Annotated in this window: 12 protein-coding genes; 1 reads left to right on the top strand and 11 read right to left on the bottom strand. The window is 67.6% G+C overall.

All coding sequences use genetic code 11. The features are described 5' to 3' along the window. Window positions 1-55: 55 nt before the first annotated feature. The 7 genes from WCE05_RS14160 to WCE05_RS14130 form a co-directional block, all read right to left on the bottom strand. Complete coding sequence (locus WCE05_RS14160) at window positions 56-1,375, bottom strand: DUF3426 domain-containing protein (protein WP_368816077.1); 1,320 nt, start codon at window positions 1,373-1,375, stop codon at window positions 56-58. A gap of 29 nt (window positions 1,376-1,404) precedes the next feature. Further along, complete coding sequence (gene prmA, locus WCE05_RS14155; protein ID WP_368816076.1) at window positions 1,405-2,298, bottom strand: 50S ribosomal protein L11 methyltransferase; 894 nt, start codon at window positions 2,296-2,298, stop codon at window positions 1,405-1,407. Window positions 2,299-2,441: 143 nt separating this feature from the next. Beyond that, entirely contained in the window at window positions 2,442-2,645 is a 204-nt protein-coding gene (locus WCE05_RS14150) for a DUF3077 domain-containing protein (RefSeq protein ID WP_368816090.1), read from the bottom strand. 630 nt (window positions 2,646-3,275) lie between these two features. Further along, window positions 3,276-4,379, bottom strand: a complete 1,104-nt coding sequence (locus tag WCE05_RS14145; RefSeq protein WP_368816075.1) for an acetoin dehydrogenase dihydrolipoyllysine-residue acetyltransferase subunit — start codon at window positions 4,377-4,379, stop codon at window positions 3,276-3,278. Beyond that, window positions 4,376-5,398, bottom strand: coding sequence for an alpha-ketoacid dehydrogenase subunit beta (locus WCE05_RS14140; protein ID WP_368816074.1), 1,023 nt, complete (start codon window positions 5,396-5,398; stop codon window positions 4,376-4,378). Before WCE05_RS14140 ends, WCE05_RS14145 begins: the two co-directional genes overlap by 4 nt. 33 nt (window positions 5,399-5,431) lie before the next feature. Then, window positions 5,432-6,409, bottom strand: coding sequence for a thiamine pyrophosphate-dependent dehydrogenase E1 component subunit alpha (locus WCE05_RS14135; protein ID WP_368816073.1), 978 nt, complete (start codon window positions 6,407-6,409; stop codon window positions 5,432-5,434). A 22-nt stretch (window positions 6,410-6,431) separates the two neighbouring features. After that, on the bottom strand, window positions 6,432-7,487 hold the full coding sequence (locus tag WCE05_RS14130) for an ATP-NAD kinase family protein (protein WP_368816072.1): 1,056 nt from the start codon (window positions 7,485-7,487) through the stop codon (window positions 6,432-6,434). A 279-nt stretch (window positions 7,488-7,766) separates the two neighbouring features. On the opposite strand from WCE05_RS14130, the gene WCE05_RS14125 reads away from it, so the two are divergent. Beyond that, entirely contained in the window at window positions 7,767-9,620 is a 1,854-nt protein-coding gene (locus tag WCE05_RS14125; RefSeq protein WP_225790507.1) for a sigma-54-dependent Fis family transcriptional regulator, read from the top strand. A gap of 83 nt (window positions 9,621-9,703) precedes the next feature. On the opposite strand, the gene accC is transcribed toward WCE05_RS14125, so the two are convergent. The 4 genes from accC to WCE05_RS14105 form a co-directional block, all read right to left on the bottom strand. Further along, window positions 9,704-11,050, bottom strand: coding sequence for an acetyl-CoA carboxylase biotin carboxylase subunit (accC, locus tag WCE05_RS14120; RefSeq protein ID WP_225790506.1), 1,347 nt, complete (start codon window positions 11,048-11,050; stop codon window positions 9,704-9,706). A gap of 17 nt (window positions 11,051-11,067) precedes the next feature. Beyond that, a complete protein-coding gene (accB, locus tag WCE05_RS14115; protein ID WP_225790505.1) occupies window positions 11,068-11,535 on the bottom strand; it encodes an acetyl-CoA carboxylase biotin carboxyl carrier protein in 468 nt (155 codons plus the stop codon). A gap of 98 nt (window positions 11,536-11,633) precedes the next feature. After that, window positions 11,634-12,086, bottom strand: a complete 453-nt coding sequence (aroQ, locus tag WCE05_RS14110) for a type II 3-dehydroquinate dehydratase (RefSeq protein WP_070090423.1) — start codon at window positions 12,084-12,086, stop codon at window positions 11,634-11,636. 178 nt (window positions 12,087-12,264) lie between these two features. After that, the gene (locus tag WCE05_RS14105) at window positions 12,265-14,052 is read right to left on the bottom strand and encodes a protein-disulfide reductase DsbD (protein WP_368816071.1); all 1,788 of its coding nucleotides are present in this window, start codon (window positions 14,050-14,052) and stop codon (window positions 12,265-12,267) included. Window positions 14,053-14,109: the final 57 nt, after the last annotated feature.

Raw genomic sequence — 14,109 nt, 5'->3', positions numbered from 1 at the left:
GGCTGCAAGAGACCGTAAGCCGAGGCTTGGTGCGCTTTTTCTTGCAGCTTGCGGCTTATTCGGGGGAGCGGAAGCTGAGGCTGTAGTTCACCGCCTTGGGGCCGGGGTCGAGGATGTCGAGGGCGATGTGGATCGGGGTCTGGCTGGGCATCTCGCCGCGCCCGGCCAACTCGCCCGAGAGGTACTCGCTGGGCTTGAAGCGACGGCTGGCGATGAGCTGGCCGTTGAGGTCGGCGAAACGCAGCTCCAACAGCGGGAACGGCTGGGCGAAGGGCGCGCGGTTGTAGATGATCGCATCGACGATCAGCGCACCCTTGAAGTCCGGGTGGCTGCGCACCACCAGGTTGCTGCTCTTGATCCGCGAGATGTCCACGCGGGTCGGCACCTGGCAGCCGAGCAGCGGGCACAGTTGCTGGAACCAGGGGCGGTACTGGTCCTGGCGGGCCATCTCGTCGAAGTGGTACCAGACGTACTGGAACGCCAGCAGGCCAGCGGCCAGCAGGGTCAGCACGCCCCACAGCAGGCGCTTGGCCCAGTTGGGGCGGGGCTTGTGCCAGTCGAGCTGCAACGGGTCGTCGACCACGTGTACCAACGGCTCCTTGCGCGTCGGGCGCTCGGGCCGGGCGGCCAGCCCCGGCTCCAGCCGTTCGTCGGGCAGGTGGCGGGCATCGTCATCGTCGTCGTGCGCCGACAGATGGAGGCCACGTTCCTCGTCGTCCAGTGCCGAAAGCCCCATTTGCGGGACTTCGTCGTCGGTCGACAGGCGTTCGTCCCGCGGGTCGGAAAGCGGGGCGAAGGTGTGGGGCTCTTCGTCGTCCAGGTCCAGGTTGCTGCCCAGGGTCGGCTCGGTGCGATCGCCCGGTGCTGGCTCCAGGTCGAGGTCTTCCTGTTCGACCAGTACGGGGGCGGGCTCGTCGACAGGGTGCAGCTCGGGCTGCTCGTCGGTCGCGGTGCCGAAGGGGGCGTCGCTGTGCGCTTCGTCGTCGGGGGCGTCGCGGCGGGCCTGCAAGGCCTCGGCGCGTGGGGCCTCCTGGCGTTCGGCTGGGGTATCGCGTTGTTCGAGGCGGGCCAGCTCCTGGTCCAGGTCGAGGTCATCCAGCGCCTGCGCCGTGAGGGTCCAGTCCTCCTGGTCCACGACCGGGCGCTGGCTGGCCGGCTGTGCCGCCGGCTCAGGTGTTGGCTCTGGCGCTGCGGCCGGGGCCGGAGCCGCTTGCGCGCCTGCGGCGCGGTTCTGCTCCAACAGTTGCTTGGCGGCATTGAACACCTGCAGGCAGTGGCCGCAGCGCACCACGCCACGGGCCACGCTCAACTGGTGGTGAGTGACGCGAAAGCTGGTCTGGCAATGCGGGCACTGGGTGACGAAACTGTCGGTCATGCGGCGATCCGGAGGGCTGGTGCAGGGATTTATTCTAGGCCTGCCGGGCGGCGGCGACCACTGATGCGCACCCAGCCGTCGCGCTCGACGATCGGGTCGAGCTCGAAGTCGGCGGCATAGGCGGCGGCCACTTCCTCACCTTGTTCGGCGAGGATGCCGGAGAGCGCCAGCAGGCCACCGGGGCGGACCAGGCCGGACAACTGCGGGGCCAGCGAAACCAGAGGGCCGGCGAGGATGTTGGCGACCAGCACGTCGGCCTGCAGGGCCGGCATCTGTTCTGGCAGGTACAGGGCCAGCCGCTGGTCGGCGATGCCATTGCGCCCGGCGTTGTCACGCGAGGCCTCCAGGGCTTGCACGTCGATGTCGGTGCCCACTGCCTCGCGGGCGCCCAGCAGCAGGGCGGCGATGGCCAGGATGCCCGAGCCGCAACCGAAGTCCAGCACCTGGGTGCCTTCGAGCTGCTGGCCGTCGAGCCACTCCAGGCACAGGGCGGTGGTCGGGTGGGTGCCGGTGCCGAAGGCCAGGCCCGGGTCCAGGAGCAGGTTCACCGCGTCCTTTTCCGGGGCCTCGTGCCAGCTCGGGACGATCCACAGGCGGCGGCCGAAGCGCATGGGCTGGAAGTTGTCCATCCAGCTGCGTTCCCAGTCCTGGTCCTCGATCACCTCGGCGTGGTGCTCCGGCAGCTCGACGCCGGTCAGCAGGCGCAGGTGGGCGAACACCTGCTCAGGCTCGGCATCGGCCTCGAACAGGGCCAGCAGATGGGTGTGCGACCACAGCGGGGTGGTGTTGAGGTCCGGTTCGAAAATGGGCTGGTCCTCGGCGTCCATGAAGGTCACCGAGACGGCACCGACTTCGAGCAGGGCGTCTTCGTAGGTTTCGGCTTGTTCCGGGCTGATGGCCAGGCGTACTTGCAGCCAGGGCATGGCGGGCACCTTTGGTAAATCGACAGGGGCAGCCCAGGGCTGCGCGAAGCCTGGCAGTTTACTTGAGTGCGTGGGGTTTGTGCAGGACGGTTTGGCCGGGCGCGGGCAATGGGCCGCGCCGTGGCCGGGAGGGCAGCGCCTGGTCAGGGGTGCCGGTGCATCCCGCGCTCGATGTCGTCGATCAGTGCCTTGGCGAAGCCGCTGAGAATCCGCGCGGCGCTGCCGGCGATCAGGTCGCCTTCCATCTCCGCCTCGGTGGACAGGTGGCGGATGCAACCCAGCAGCACCGACAGCTCGCAGAGGGCATGTTCGAGAGAGACGCCGGGTTGGATACGGAACAGCTCCATGAAGGTTTCGCGGCTGGCGGTCGAGCAGGCTTTCGGGGCTGGGGCATCGTTGAGGGGGATGGGCAAGATGGGGCGGGTCGGGGACGGTCTTCTTCATGATGGATCTCCAGTGCGTGGCAGGAGCGACCACCTGGATCTTTCTCACGGACAAAGGTGGCAGCCGTACGCGGGGTGAGAAAACCGGTGCACTGGAAACCCGGCCAGACCGAAGTCTGCCCGCGCATGGCTGCCATGAAGCGATGCCGTAGCAGTGCAGGTCGGGTTTCTCACACCCGGTCGCCAAATGTGACGACCCGGTGAAGTTATCCCCATGGTATTGCCCTAACAATGCGGCGGTTTCCGGCAGTTGCGTAGGATAGTTCGCCAGACATGGTGGGCTGAAGTGTTTGGTTCCAAGTTCGGAAATGTCTGACAAGGTTGAGATTGCTGGGGCCGCTTCGCGACCCATTCGCAGGCAAGCCCGCTCCCACACAGGCTGTGTTGCCCATTCGGTCCCTGCTCTCTGCGCGACAGCGCAGCCCGATGGGCTGGGTAATCTCCCCACAGGCACAGCGCCGCTCTCACGGGCAGCGGTGAACCTGTGGGAGCGGGCTTGCCCGCGAATGGGCCGCGCAGCGGCCCCCTGCACACTCAGTGCTTGCGCAGGAACGCCAGCACCTGTTGGTTCACCTGCTCCGCCGCTTCCATCTGCACCATGTGCCCCACCCCCGGGATCACCACGACCTCCGCCTCCAGCCCCTCGGCATGGCTGGCCGGGATGATCGCGTCCTCGCTGCCCCAGACCACCAGCACCGGCAACTGGCCCAGCACGCCGCGCAGGTCGTGGCGCTGGCGGTCGCCGTCGGCGATGGCCGCCGCCAACTGGCGCAGGGCCGTGTCGACGCCCTCCAGGCGCTTGAACTTGAGCATGTCCTCGAGCATTTGCCGGGTCACCAGCCCCGGGTCGGCGAACAGTTGGCTCATCTGCGGCTTGAGCGCGTTGCGGTTGCCGGCCTCGACGAAGCCTTGCAGGTACCGGCCGTTGATCGCCTGGCCAAGCCCCGCGCTGGCGATCAGGCCCAGGCTGGCCACCCGCTGCGGCGCCAGGCGCGCGACGTTCAGGCTCACCGCACCGCCCATGGAGTGGCCGACCAGATGGGCGCGGGGGATGTCCAGGTGATCGAGCAGGGCCAGCACGGTTTCGCTCAGTTCATCCAGGTCGCCCCGTTGCAGGGCCTTGGCCGATTCGCCATGGCCAGGCAGATCGAGGGCGATGACCCGGCGCTCGGCAGCCAGGGCCGGGTGGTTGAACAGCCAGTTGTCGAGGTCGCCACCGAACCCGTGCACCAACACCAGCGGCGTGCCGCCTTCGCCCAGCTCGAACCAGCGCAGCAGGCGGCCACCGACCTCGGCCTTCTGCGGGGCCGGCCCCTGGGCCTGCTCGCCGCCCTCGGCGACGAACTCGGCCTGGAAGCGTTGCACCACGGCGTCGATCTCGGACTCCTGGGCCTCTCCCTCCACCACCACGGCGAGCAGGGCGCCCACCGGCAGGGTCTCGTCGGGCTTGGCCACCTGGCGGCGCAGCACGCCGCTGAACGGGGCTTCGACGCTGCTGCTGATCTTGTCGGTCTCGACGTCCAGCACTTCGTCGCCCTTGTTGATTTCATCGCCTTCCTGCTTGAGCCAGGTGTCGACCCGGCCCTCGGTCATCGACAGGCCCCACTTGGGCATGGTCAGCGTATGGATCTGGCTCATGCGGCACTCCTCGCGGCTTCGATCACCTTGCGTACGGCGGCCTCGATCTTCGCCGCGTCAGGGATGTACAGGTCTTCCAGGGCATCGGAGAAGGGCACCGGGGTATGCGGTGCGGTGACCATCTCGATCGGCCCCTTGAGGGCGCCGAAGGCCTTCTGCGCCACCAGCGCGCTGATGTCGGTGGCCATGGAGCAGCGCGGGTTGGCTTCGTCGATCACCACCAGGCGGCCGGTCTTCTCCACGCTTTCGAGGATGCTGTCTTCATCCAGCGGGCTGGTGGTGCGCAGGTCCAGCACTTCGCAGTCGATGCCCTGGCGGGCCAGGTTATTGGCCGCCTCCAGCGCCACGTGGACCATCCGCCCGTAGGTCACCAGGGTCACGTCGTCGCCATCGCGCAGGAAGTTGGCTTCGCCGAAGGGCACGCTGTAGACCTCTTCCGGGACCTCGCCTTGCATGCCGTAGAGCAGCTTGTGCTCGCAGAAGATCACCGGGTCGTTGTCGCGGATCGCCTGGATCAGCAGCCCCTTGGCGTCGTATGGCGAGGAGGGGCAGACCACCTTCAGGCCTGGGATGTGCGTCCACAGCGAGGTGAGCATCTGCGAGTGCTGGGCCGCCGCGCGCAGGCCGGCGCCGTACATGGTGCGCAGCACCAGCGGGGTCACGGCCTTGCCGCCGAACATGTAGCGGAACTTGGCTGCTTGATTGAGGATCTGGTCCAGGCAGCAACCGGCGAAGTCGACGAACATCAGTTCGCACACCGGGCGCAGGCCCTGGGTCGCGGCGCCGACGGCGGCCCCCACGTAGCCGATCTCCGACAGCGGCGCATCCAGTACCCGGCCGGGGAACTGGTGGTACAGCCCCTTGGTCACGCCCAGCACGCCGCCCCAGGCATCGTCCTCGCCTGGCGCACCGGCGCCGCCGGCCACGTCCTCGCCAATGATGAATACCGTGCTGTCACGGCGCATTTCCTGGGCCAGCGCCTCGTTGATGGCCTGCTGGTAGCTGATCTTTCTTGCCATGGTGGTTCTCCTGCTTGTTCTTGTCGGGCGGGCTCAGGGGTAGGCGACGTAGACGTCGCTGAGCAGGTCGGCGGGCTGCGGCTTGGGGTCGGACTTGGCGCGGCGCACGGCGTCGTCGATCAGGGCCTCGATGCGGGCGTCGATGGCATCGAGCTGGCCGAGGGTCAGCAGGCCGGCGTGGGTGGTCTTGTGGCGAAACTGCAGCAGGCAGTCGCGGCTTTCGCGCAGGTTCTTCACCTCGTCCGGGGCCCGGTAGGTCTGGGCGTCGCCTTCGAAGTGGCCGTAGTAGCGGCTGAGCTTGACCTCGATCAGCGACGGCCCTTGCCCGGCGCGGGCGCGCTCGATGGCGGCGCCGGCGGCCTCGTGCACGGCGAAGAAGTCGAAGCCGTCGATGGTCACGCCAGGCATGCCGAAGCCGGCGGCGCGGTCGGCGATGTGATCGCACGCCACCGACCAGGTCGAGGCCGTGGCCTCGGCGTAGCCGTTGTTCTCGGCGACGAAGATGCACGGCAGGTTCATGATCGAGGCCAGGTTCATCGCCTCGAACACCGCGCCTTCGTTGGAGGCCCCGTCGCCGAAGAAGGCCACCGACACATCGTCGCGGCCCTTGATCTTGGCGGCCAGGGCGGCGCCGGCCACCAAGGGGGCGCCAGCGCCGACGATGCCGTTGGCACCGAGCATGCCCTTCTCCAGGTCGGCGATGTGCATGGAGCCACCCTTGCCGCCGCACACGCCGGTTTTCTTGCCGTAGATCTCGGCCATCATGCCGTACACGTCGACGCCCTTGGCGATGCAGTGGCCGTGGCCGCGGTGGGTCGAGGCAATGCAGTCGCTGTCGCGCAGGTGGGCCATGACCCCGGCGGCGGAGGCTTCCTCGCCGGCATACAGGTGGACGAAGCCGGGGATCTCGCCGGTGGCGAACTCGACGTGCAGGCGTTCTTCGAAGGTGCGGATGGTGCGCATCACTTCATAGGCATGCAGCAACTGCTCGGAACTGAGGTGAGTGGACATCTTGTTGTTCTCCAGGGTTGTCTCAACATGGGGGTGCAGCGGGGCGCCGGTGGTCGCGGGGGACGACCAGCAGGTGATGACGGGCGGCATGGGCCAGCACGGCCTCGACATCCACGGTCAGGGGGCCGTGAGGGTCGAGGGTGATGGTCGGGGTGTCGTGCTCGGCGAACTCGATCTCCCGTTCGCCGTCCAGAGCCAAGGTGCCGCTGGCCAGGGCCAGGGGGTAGGCCACGCCGGCTTCGAGCGGGCCCGAGGCGCTGATGCCGCAGCCCTGCAGCAGGCCGGGGGCCAGCGGGGCGAGCAGGGCCTGTGCGCTGTCGGCCTCGAGACGCACCCAGGCACCGTGCGGGTCGTGGCGCGACACCGGGCACCACAGCCCGCACAGGGCCGACAGGCCGATGGCATGGGGTTCGGCGAAACAGGCGAAGACTTCGGCCAGGTCTTCGCTGCGGCTGAGGGCGCGGGCACCGATGAAGCGCTGGGGCGACACGGCGACCTCCACCAGCGCCCACTCGCACAGGCCCTGTTCGGGCACGCGCACCAGCAGCCGCTTGTTGCGGCGCAGGCCGATGCCGGCGGGGATCTGGCCGCTGGCCTGCAGGCCGCCGGCCAGGCCCGCGCTGGTGGCCTCGCGCAGTTCGGGAAAGGCGTTGTTGGTGCCGGTGGACAAGGTCAGCAAGGGCACGTCGCCAGCCTCGGCAGCCACGGCCTTGTGGGTCCCGTCGCCACCGAGCACGGCGATCATCGCCACGCCGCGCTCGACCATCTGGCGGGTGGCCAGGCGGGTGTCGGCGACGGTCTGGGTCAGTGGCAGGTCGAGGACTTCCAGGGTGGGCCAGTGCTGGTCACGGGCCAGCGGGCCGAGGCTGGCCTTGAGCACGGCGGCGGCGATACCGGTCATGTCGGTGGGCAGCAGCACCCGGGCGATGCCGGTGGCGCCGAAGGCCGCGAGCAGGCGCTGGATGGCCGAGGCCTTGTCGGTACTGGAGTACAGCCCGGCATTGGCGGTCAGGCGACGCAGGTCGCGACCGGACGCCGGGTTGGCGATGATGCCGATGGTCGGGGCGGGTTGCGGCATGGCGCACCTCGTTTTCTTGTTTGCCAGGGCTTGAGCAAGCGCGGTGCCAGGTTTGCCTGGGCTGCCTGTAAGGCGCGTGGCAGAGCGATCCGGCAGGGTTGCAGGCGAAGCCTGGGCGGTGCCAGGCGAGACGCCGGGTGCCAGCCGGGCGGGGGCGCCGGCGAGACACTGAGACGCTGCGTCTCAAGCGCACCGGTGATCACGCGGCGCTTGTCGGACAATCCGTGGAGGCGCTTAATGGCCGCACAACGACAAGAACACGAGAACCGGAGGGCCCCAATGCTTGCCGCGAACTCCCGAGCCCATGTCGATTGCGTCAGCCGGGTGCTGAAGAACGCCGATCGCCTGCCCCAGGCCCCGGTGCCGACGCTGATCCTCGACTCGTGGCGCCGCTCCATGGAGTTGTACCGCCTCGACCCGGGCTCCTTGCAGGGCCCGCGCATCCTTTCCCAGACACTGCTCAACGAATGCCGCGAACGCGCCGAGCTGTTCCTGCGCATCGCCAGCGATGCGGTGGCGCGGTTGCATGAGCGGGTGCGCGGCGCCGACTATTGCGTGCTGCTCACCGACGCTCTGGGGCGCACCATCGACTATCGGGTGGAGTCGGCGATCCGCAACGACTGCCGCAAGGCCGGGCTGTACCTGGGCACCTGCTGGTCGGAGGGCGAGGAGGGTACCTGCGGGGTGGCGGCGGTGCTGACCAGCAAGGCCCCGGTCACGGTGCACAAGCGCGACCATTTTCGCGCCGCCTTCATCGGCTTGACCTGCACCGCGGCGCCGGTGTTCGACCCCCATGGCGAACTGCTCGGGGTGGTGGATGTTTCCGCCCTGCAGTCGCCCGACGACCGGCGCAGCCAGCACCTGATCCGCCAGTTGGTGGAGCAGACCGCACGGGAGATCGAGAACGCCTTCTTCATGCACAGCGCCCAGGGCCATTGGGTGATGCGCGCCCATGGCACGCCGGGCTACGTGGAGAGCCAGCCGGACTACCTGCTGGCCTGGGATGCCGACGGCCGCCTGCAGGCGATCAACAGCCTGGCCCGCCAGCGCCTGCTGGCGCAGCATGGCCGCTTGCCCGCGCATATCGGCGAGGTGTTCGACCTCGACCAACTGCGCCGCGCCAGCGATGCCTCGGCACAACGCCTGCCAGGTTGGGGCGGCCTCTATGGGCGGGTCAGCGCACCGCAACGGCGTAGCCGGGCAGTGCCGCCGCGCCAGGCCCAGGATGCGCGCATCGAACAGCACCTGCGCCTGGCCACGCGGGTGAAGGATTGCAACCTGGCGGTGCTGGTACTGGGCGAGACCGGCGCCGGCAAGGAGGTCTTCGCCCGCCAGTTGCACCAGCAGAGCCAGCGCCGCGACGGGCCGTTCGTCACCCTGAACTGCGCGGCGATACCCGAGAGCCTGATCGAGAGCGAACTGTTCGGCTACGTGGCCGGTGCGTTCACCGGTGCGTCGAGCAAGGGCATGCAGGGGCTGCTGCAACAGGCCGATGGCGGCACCTTGTTCCTCGATGAAATCGGCGACATGCCGCTTAACTTGCAGACCCGCCTGCTGCGGGTGCTGGCCGAGGGCGAGGTAGCGCCGTTGGGGGCGGCGCGCCGTGAGCGGGTGGATATCCAGGTGATCTGCGCGACCCACCGCGACCTGGCGGCGATGGTGGCCGAAGGGCGCTTTCGCGAGGACTTGTATTTCCGCCTGGCCAACGCACGTTTCGAATTACCGCCGCTGCGCGAGCGGGAGGACCGACTGGGGCTGATCCACCGGTTGCTGGCGGAGGAGGCCGAGGCGTGCGGCGTCGAGGTGGTGCTGGCCGATGCGGCGCTGGAGGCGCTGTTGACCTATCGCTGGCCGGGCAACCTGCGGCAGTTGCGGCAAGTGCTGCGCTATGCCTGCGCGGTGTGCGAGGGCGGCCAGGTAGGGCTGGAGGATCTGCCCGAGGAGGTGCGTAGTGGGTACGCGCCCTCCACTGAAGCGGCAATCTCCAGCCCAGCACGCCAAGCCTTGCTCGATGCCCTGATTCGCCATCGCTGGAAGCCGGCGGAGGCGGCACGGGCCCTGGGAATCTCGCGGGCGACCCTGTATCGACGGGTCCACGAGCACCGGATCGAGATGCCCCGGATGAAGGGTTAGGGGGCCGCCTGGTTTTTCTTGTCGCTTGCCGCTAAAAAAGAACCCCGGCACCAGGCCGGGGTTCTGTCACCTCACACGCACGATCACTCCTGGTTGGCCAGTTTGTGCTCGAGGTAGTGGATGTTGACGCCACCTTTGCAGAAACCTTCATCGCGCACCAGGTCACGGTGCAGCGGGATGTTGGTCTTGATGCCGTCGACCACGATCTCGTCCAGGGCATTGCGCATGCGCGCCATGGCTTCGTCGCGGTCCTTGCCGTAGGTGATCAGCTTGCCGATCAGCGAGTCGTAGTTCGGCGGGACCGAGTAACCGCTGTACAGGTGCGAGTCGACACGCACGCCATTGCCGCCCGGAGCATGGAAGTGCTTGACGGTACCTGGGCTCGGGATGAACTTCTTCGGGTCCTCGGCGTTGATCCGGCACTCCAGCGAGTGGCCACGGATGACCACGTCTTCCTGGCGGATCGACAGCTTGTTGCCAGCGGCGATGCTGAGCATCTCCTTGACGATGTCGATACCGGTGACCATCTCCGAGACCGGGTGCTCGACCTGAACGCGGGTGTTCATCTCGATGAAGTAGAAACGACCGTTCTCGTACAGGAACTCGAAGGTACCGGCACCGCGGTAGCCGATCTCGATGCACGCCTGCACGCAGCGGGCGAACACTTCCTGGCGGGCGTCCTCGTCGATACCCGGGGCCGGGGCTTCTTCCAGCACCTTCTGGTGACGGCGCTGCAGGGAGCAGTCACGGTCGCCCAGGTGGATGGCGTTGCCCTGGCCGTCGGAAAGCACCTGGACTTCCACGTGGCGTGGGTTGGTCAGGAACTTCTCCAGGTAGACCATCGGGTTGCCGAAGGCGGCACCGGCTTCGTTGCGAGTCAGCTTGGCCGCGGCGATCAGGTCTTCTTCCTTGTGCACCACGCGCATGCCGCGACCACCACCGCCACCGGCGGCCTTGATGATCACCGGGTAGCCTACCTCGCGGGCGATCGCCAGCGCGGTTTCCTCGTCTTCCGGCAGCGGGCCGTCGGAGCCCGGCACGGTCGGCACGCCGGCCTTGATCATCGCGTCCTTGGCCGAGACCTTGTCGCCCATCAGGCGGATGGTGTCGGCTTTCGGGCCGATGAAGGCGAAGCCGGATTTCTCCACCTGTTCGGCGAAGTCGGCGTTCTCGGCGAGGAAGCCGTAGCCTGGGTGGATGGCGGTGGCGCCCGTCACTTCGGCAGCGGCGATGATCGCCGGGATGTGCAGGTAGGATTCGCGGGACGACGCCGGGCCGATGCACACGGACTCGTCAGCCAGGCCCAGGTGCATCAGCTCGCGGTCGGCCGTGGAGTGTACGGCGACGGTCTTGATACCCAGTTCCTTGCAGGCACGCAGGATACGCAGGGCAATTTCGCCGCGGTTGGCGATCAGAACTTTTTCCAACATCGCAGGCTCTCCGCGGTTCAAACGATGGTGAACAGCGGCTGGTCGAACTCAACCGGCTGACCGTCTTCCACCAGGATGGCGTCGATGACACCGCCGACATCGGCTTCGATGTGGTTCATCATCTTCATGGCTTCGACGATGCACAGGGTATCGCCTTTCTTCACGGTCTGACCGACTTCGGCGAAGTTGGCCGAGGTCGGCGAAGGCTTGCGGTAGAAGGTGCCGACCATCGGCGAGCGAACCACGGTGCCTTTGAGGGCCGGTGCGGCGGCAGCGGCTTCGGCGACCGGCGCGGCGGCAACCGGGGCTACGGCAGCGGCCACGGGCGCGGCGACCGGCGCCGGGGCGGCGAAGAACTGCTGGCCGGCCGGGGTCTTGCTGTGACGGCTGATGCGAACGGACTCTTCGCCTTCCTTGATCTCCAGTTCGTCGATGCCAGACTCTTCCAGCAGTTCGATCAGCTTCTTGACTTTACGGATATCCATTAATCATCAACTCCCAAGGTTCGGTCGGGGACGTAATTGAAAACGTGTCGAAAACGTTTTTCCAAACCCCGGCCCGAAGGGGCCGAGGCCTTGTGTCATCAGGGCTGTGCGTTGGCAGCCAGGTATTCCAGCGCAGACTCCAGGGCCAACCGGTAGCCGGTGGCGCCCAGGCCGCAGATCACCCCTACGGCGACATCGGAGAAGTAGGAGTGATGACGGAACGGTTCGCGTTTGTGCACGTTCGAGAGGTGCACTTCGATGAATGGGATGCTCACCGCGAGCAATGCGTCACGTAATGCGACGCTGGTGTGGGTGAACGCCGCCGGATTGATCAGGATGAAGTCCACGCCTTCGTTGCGGGCGGCGTGGATGCGGTCGATCAGTTCGTACTCGGCATTGCTCTGCAGGTATTGCAGGTGGTGACCGGCGGCGCGGGCACGCTGCTCCAGGTCCTGGTTGATCTGGGCCAGGGTCACGGCGCCGTAGTGGCCCGGTTCGCGGGTACCGAGCAGGTTGAGGTTGGGGCCGTGCAGCACCAGTAGGGTCGCCATCTGCGGATTCCTTGATTTTGTAGGGCAATACGACATAGCGCGGCGACTATGCCGCAAGAGCAGAGGAGTGTCCAGTTCCCGGCAATACGCAGCACGATGTCCGAGGTTCGCGCAAAGTATGTGACCAGATGATTAAATCTGGTCACCGCTGCAATGAAAAATCCCGCCTCGCGGGAAGTTATAGACCCAGATCGCTGCGCACGCGCACCAGATGATTGGCAAATTCCGTGGCATTTATCTCGCCAATGACCCGATCAGCGGTCATTTCGCTGCCGTTCGCTGCAAAGAACAACAGGGCCGGTGGGCCGAACAGCTGGTAGCGGTCGAGCAGGGCGCGTTGCTGGGCGTTGCTCTCGGTGATATCGAAGCGCAGCAGCTTGAAGGCGCCCAGTTGCGCCTGGACCTGCGGGGCATTGAGCACTTCGTGCTCGATCACCTTGCAACTGATGCACCAGTCGGCGTACCAGTCCAGCAGCACCGGCTGGCCGGCGGCCTTGGCCTCGGCCAGGGCGGCATCCAGCGCCGCGGGCGTGCTGAGGGTCTGCCAGGCACTGGCCGTGCTGGCGGCCGGGTTACCGGCGCTGCTCGCGGGCGTGGGGGGTGGCAGCGGGCGCAGTGGGTCGCCGCGACCGCTCAAGGCGCCGTACCAGCAGGCCAGGGCATAGACCAGCAGGGCCAGGCCGAGCAATTGCGCCAGGCGCTGGCGGGGCGTCTTGACCACGAATTCCAGGGCGCCGAGGAACAGCGCCACCCCGGCGGCCAGCAGGCCGACCAGCAGCAGTGTCACGGGGCCAGGCAGCACGCGGCTGAGCAGGCCGATGGCCAGGCCCAGCAGGAGCACGCCGATGGCGTTCTTGACCGTGTTCAACCAGGGGCCGCTCTTGGGCAGCCAGGCCGCGCCACCGGTGGCCACCAGCAGCAGGGGGGCGCCCATGCCCAGGCCGAGGGCGAACAGTTTCAATGCCCCGCCCAGGGCATCGCCGCTGGCGCTGATGTACAGCAAGGCGCCGGCCAGCGGCGCCGATACGCAGGGCGATACCAGCAGGCTGGAGAGCACGCCGAGCACCGCGGCGCCCAGCAGCGAGCCGCCCCGGGTGCGGTTGGCGAGGCTGTTCAGGCGATTGCCCAGGGCCTGGGGCAGCTTCAGCTCGAACAGGCCGAACATGGCCAGGGCGAACAGCACGAAGAACAGCGCGAAGGGCACCAGCACCCAGGCCGACTGCAGGCGTGCCTGCAGGTTGAGACTGGCGCCGAATACGCCCATCAGCGCGCCGAGCACGGCGAAGCTGGCGGCCATCGGCAGCACGTAGGCCAGCGACAGGGACAGGCCGCGCCAGCCACCGACCTGGCCGCGCAGCACCACCCCAGAGAGGATCGGCAGCATGGGCAGCACGCAGGGGGTGAAGGTCAGGCCGACACCGGCGAGGAAGAACAGCAGCAGCGACTGCCAGCTCCAGCCCTTCTCGTCGCCGAGGGGAAGCGCGCCGGGCTTGCCGCCTTCGCCGCCGATGCTCAGCCGTTCGGTTTCCGGGGGGTAGCACAGGCCCTTGTCGGCGCAGCCCTGGTAGCCCACCAGCAGGGTGAAGGCGCGCAGGTCCGAGGCGTTGCGCGGCAGTTCGATGTCGAGCACGCCGTGGTACACCTCGACGTCGCCGAAGAACTCGTCGTGCTTGGCTTCGCCGTTGGGGATCCGCGGTGCGCCGAGGACGATGTCGGTGGGTTCGGTATGGAACTGGAAGCGGTGGCGGTAGAGGTAGTAGCCGTCGGCGACGACGAAGCGCAGCTTGATGGTCTGGGCATCGGCATGCACCAGGCTGAGCTTGAAGGCTTCGTGGACGGGCAGGAAGTCGGCGTTGTTGGACGACGAGGCGGCCCCGAGGGTGGCGCTGGGGCGGTTGTCGAGCAGGCCGCTGGCGAAGGCGGGGCTGGCCAGCAGCAGGAACAGCAGGAAAAACAGGCGGCGCATGGCGGACTCGCGAGGTGGAACCTGGGCGCATGATAGCGGAGTTGCCTGGGGTTGGGG

Origin of the sequence: Pseudomonas sp. I2, assembly GCF_040984075.1 — a bacterium.
GTDB lineage: Bacteria > Pseudomonadota > Gammaproteobacteria > Pseudomonadales > Pseudomonadaceae > Aquipseudomonas > Aquipseudomonas guariconensis_B.
This window is presented reverse-complemented; position numbering and strand designations above follow the sequence as displayed.

Excerpts from the sequence above, each read along its gene's own strand:
- WCE05_RS14160 (WP_368816077.1), bottom strand. The coding sequence starts at position 1,375 with ATGACCGACAGTTTCGTCACCCAGTGCCCGCATTGCCAGACCAGCTTT.
- prmA (WP_368816076.1), bottom strand. The coding sequence starts at position 2,298 with ATGCCCTGGCTGCAAGTACGCCTGGCCATCAGCCCGGAACAAGCCGAA.
- WCE05_RS14150 (WP_368816090.1), bottom strand. The coding sequence starts at position 2,645 with ATGGAGCTGTTCCGTATCCAACCCGGCGTCTCTCTCGAACATGCCCTC.
- WCE05_RS14145 (WP_368816075.1), bottom strand. The coding sequence starts at position 4,379 with ATGAGCCAGATCCATACGCTGACCATGCCCAAGTGGGGCCTGTCGATG.
- WCE05_RS14140 (WP_368816074.1), bottom strand. The coding sequence starts at position 5,398 with ATGGCAAGAAAGATCAGCTACCAGCAGGCCATCAACGAGGCGCTGGCC.
- WCE05_RS14135 (WP_368816073.1), bottom strand. The coding sequence starts at position 6,409 with ATGTCCACTCACCTCAGTTCCGAGCAGTTGCTGCATGCCTATGAAGTG.
- WCE05_RS14130 (WP_368816072.1), bottom strand. The coding sequence starts at position 7,487 with ATGCCGCAACCCGCCCCGACCATCGGCATCATCGCCAACCCGGCGTCC.
- WCE05_RS14125 (WP_225790507.1), top strand. The coding sequence starts at position 7,767 with ATGCTTGCCGCGAACTCCCGAGCCCATGTCGATTGCGTCAGCCGGGTG.
- accC (WP_225790506.1), bottom strand. The coding sequence starts at position 11,050 with ATGTTGGAAAAAGTTCTGATCGCCAACCGCGGCGAAATTGCCCTGCGT.
- accB (WP_225790505.1), bottom strand. The coding sequence starts at position 11,535 with ATGGATATCCGTAAAGTCAAGAAGCTGATCGAACTGCTGGAAGAGTCT.
- aroQ (WP_070090423.1), bottom strand. The coding sequence starts at position 12,086 with ATGGCGACCCTACTGGTGCTGCACGGCCCCAACCTCAACCTGCTCGGT.
- WCE05_RS14105 (WP_368816071.1), bottom strand. The coding sequence starts at position 14,052 with ATGCGCCGCCTGTTTTTCCTGCTGTTCCTGCTGCTGGCCAGCCCCGCC.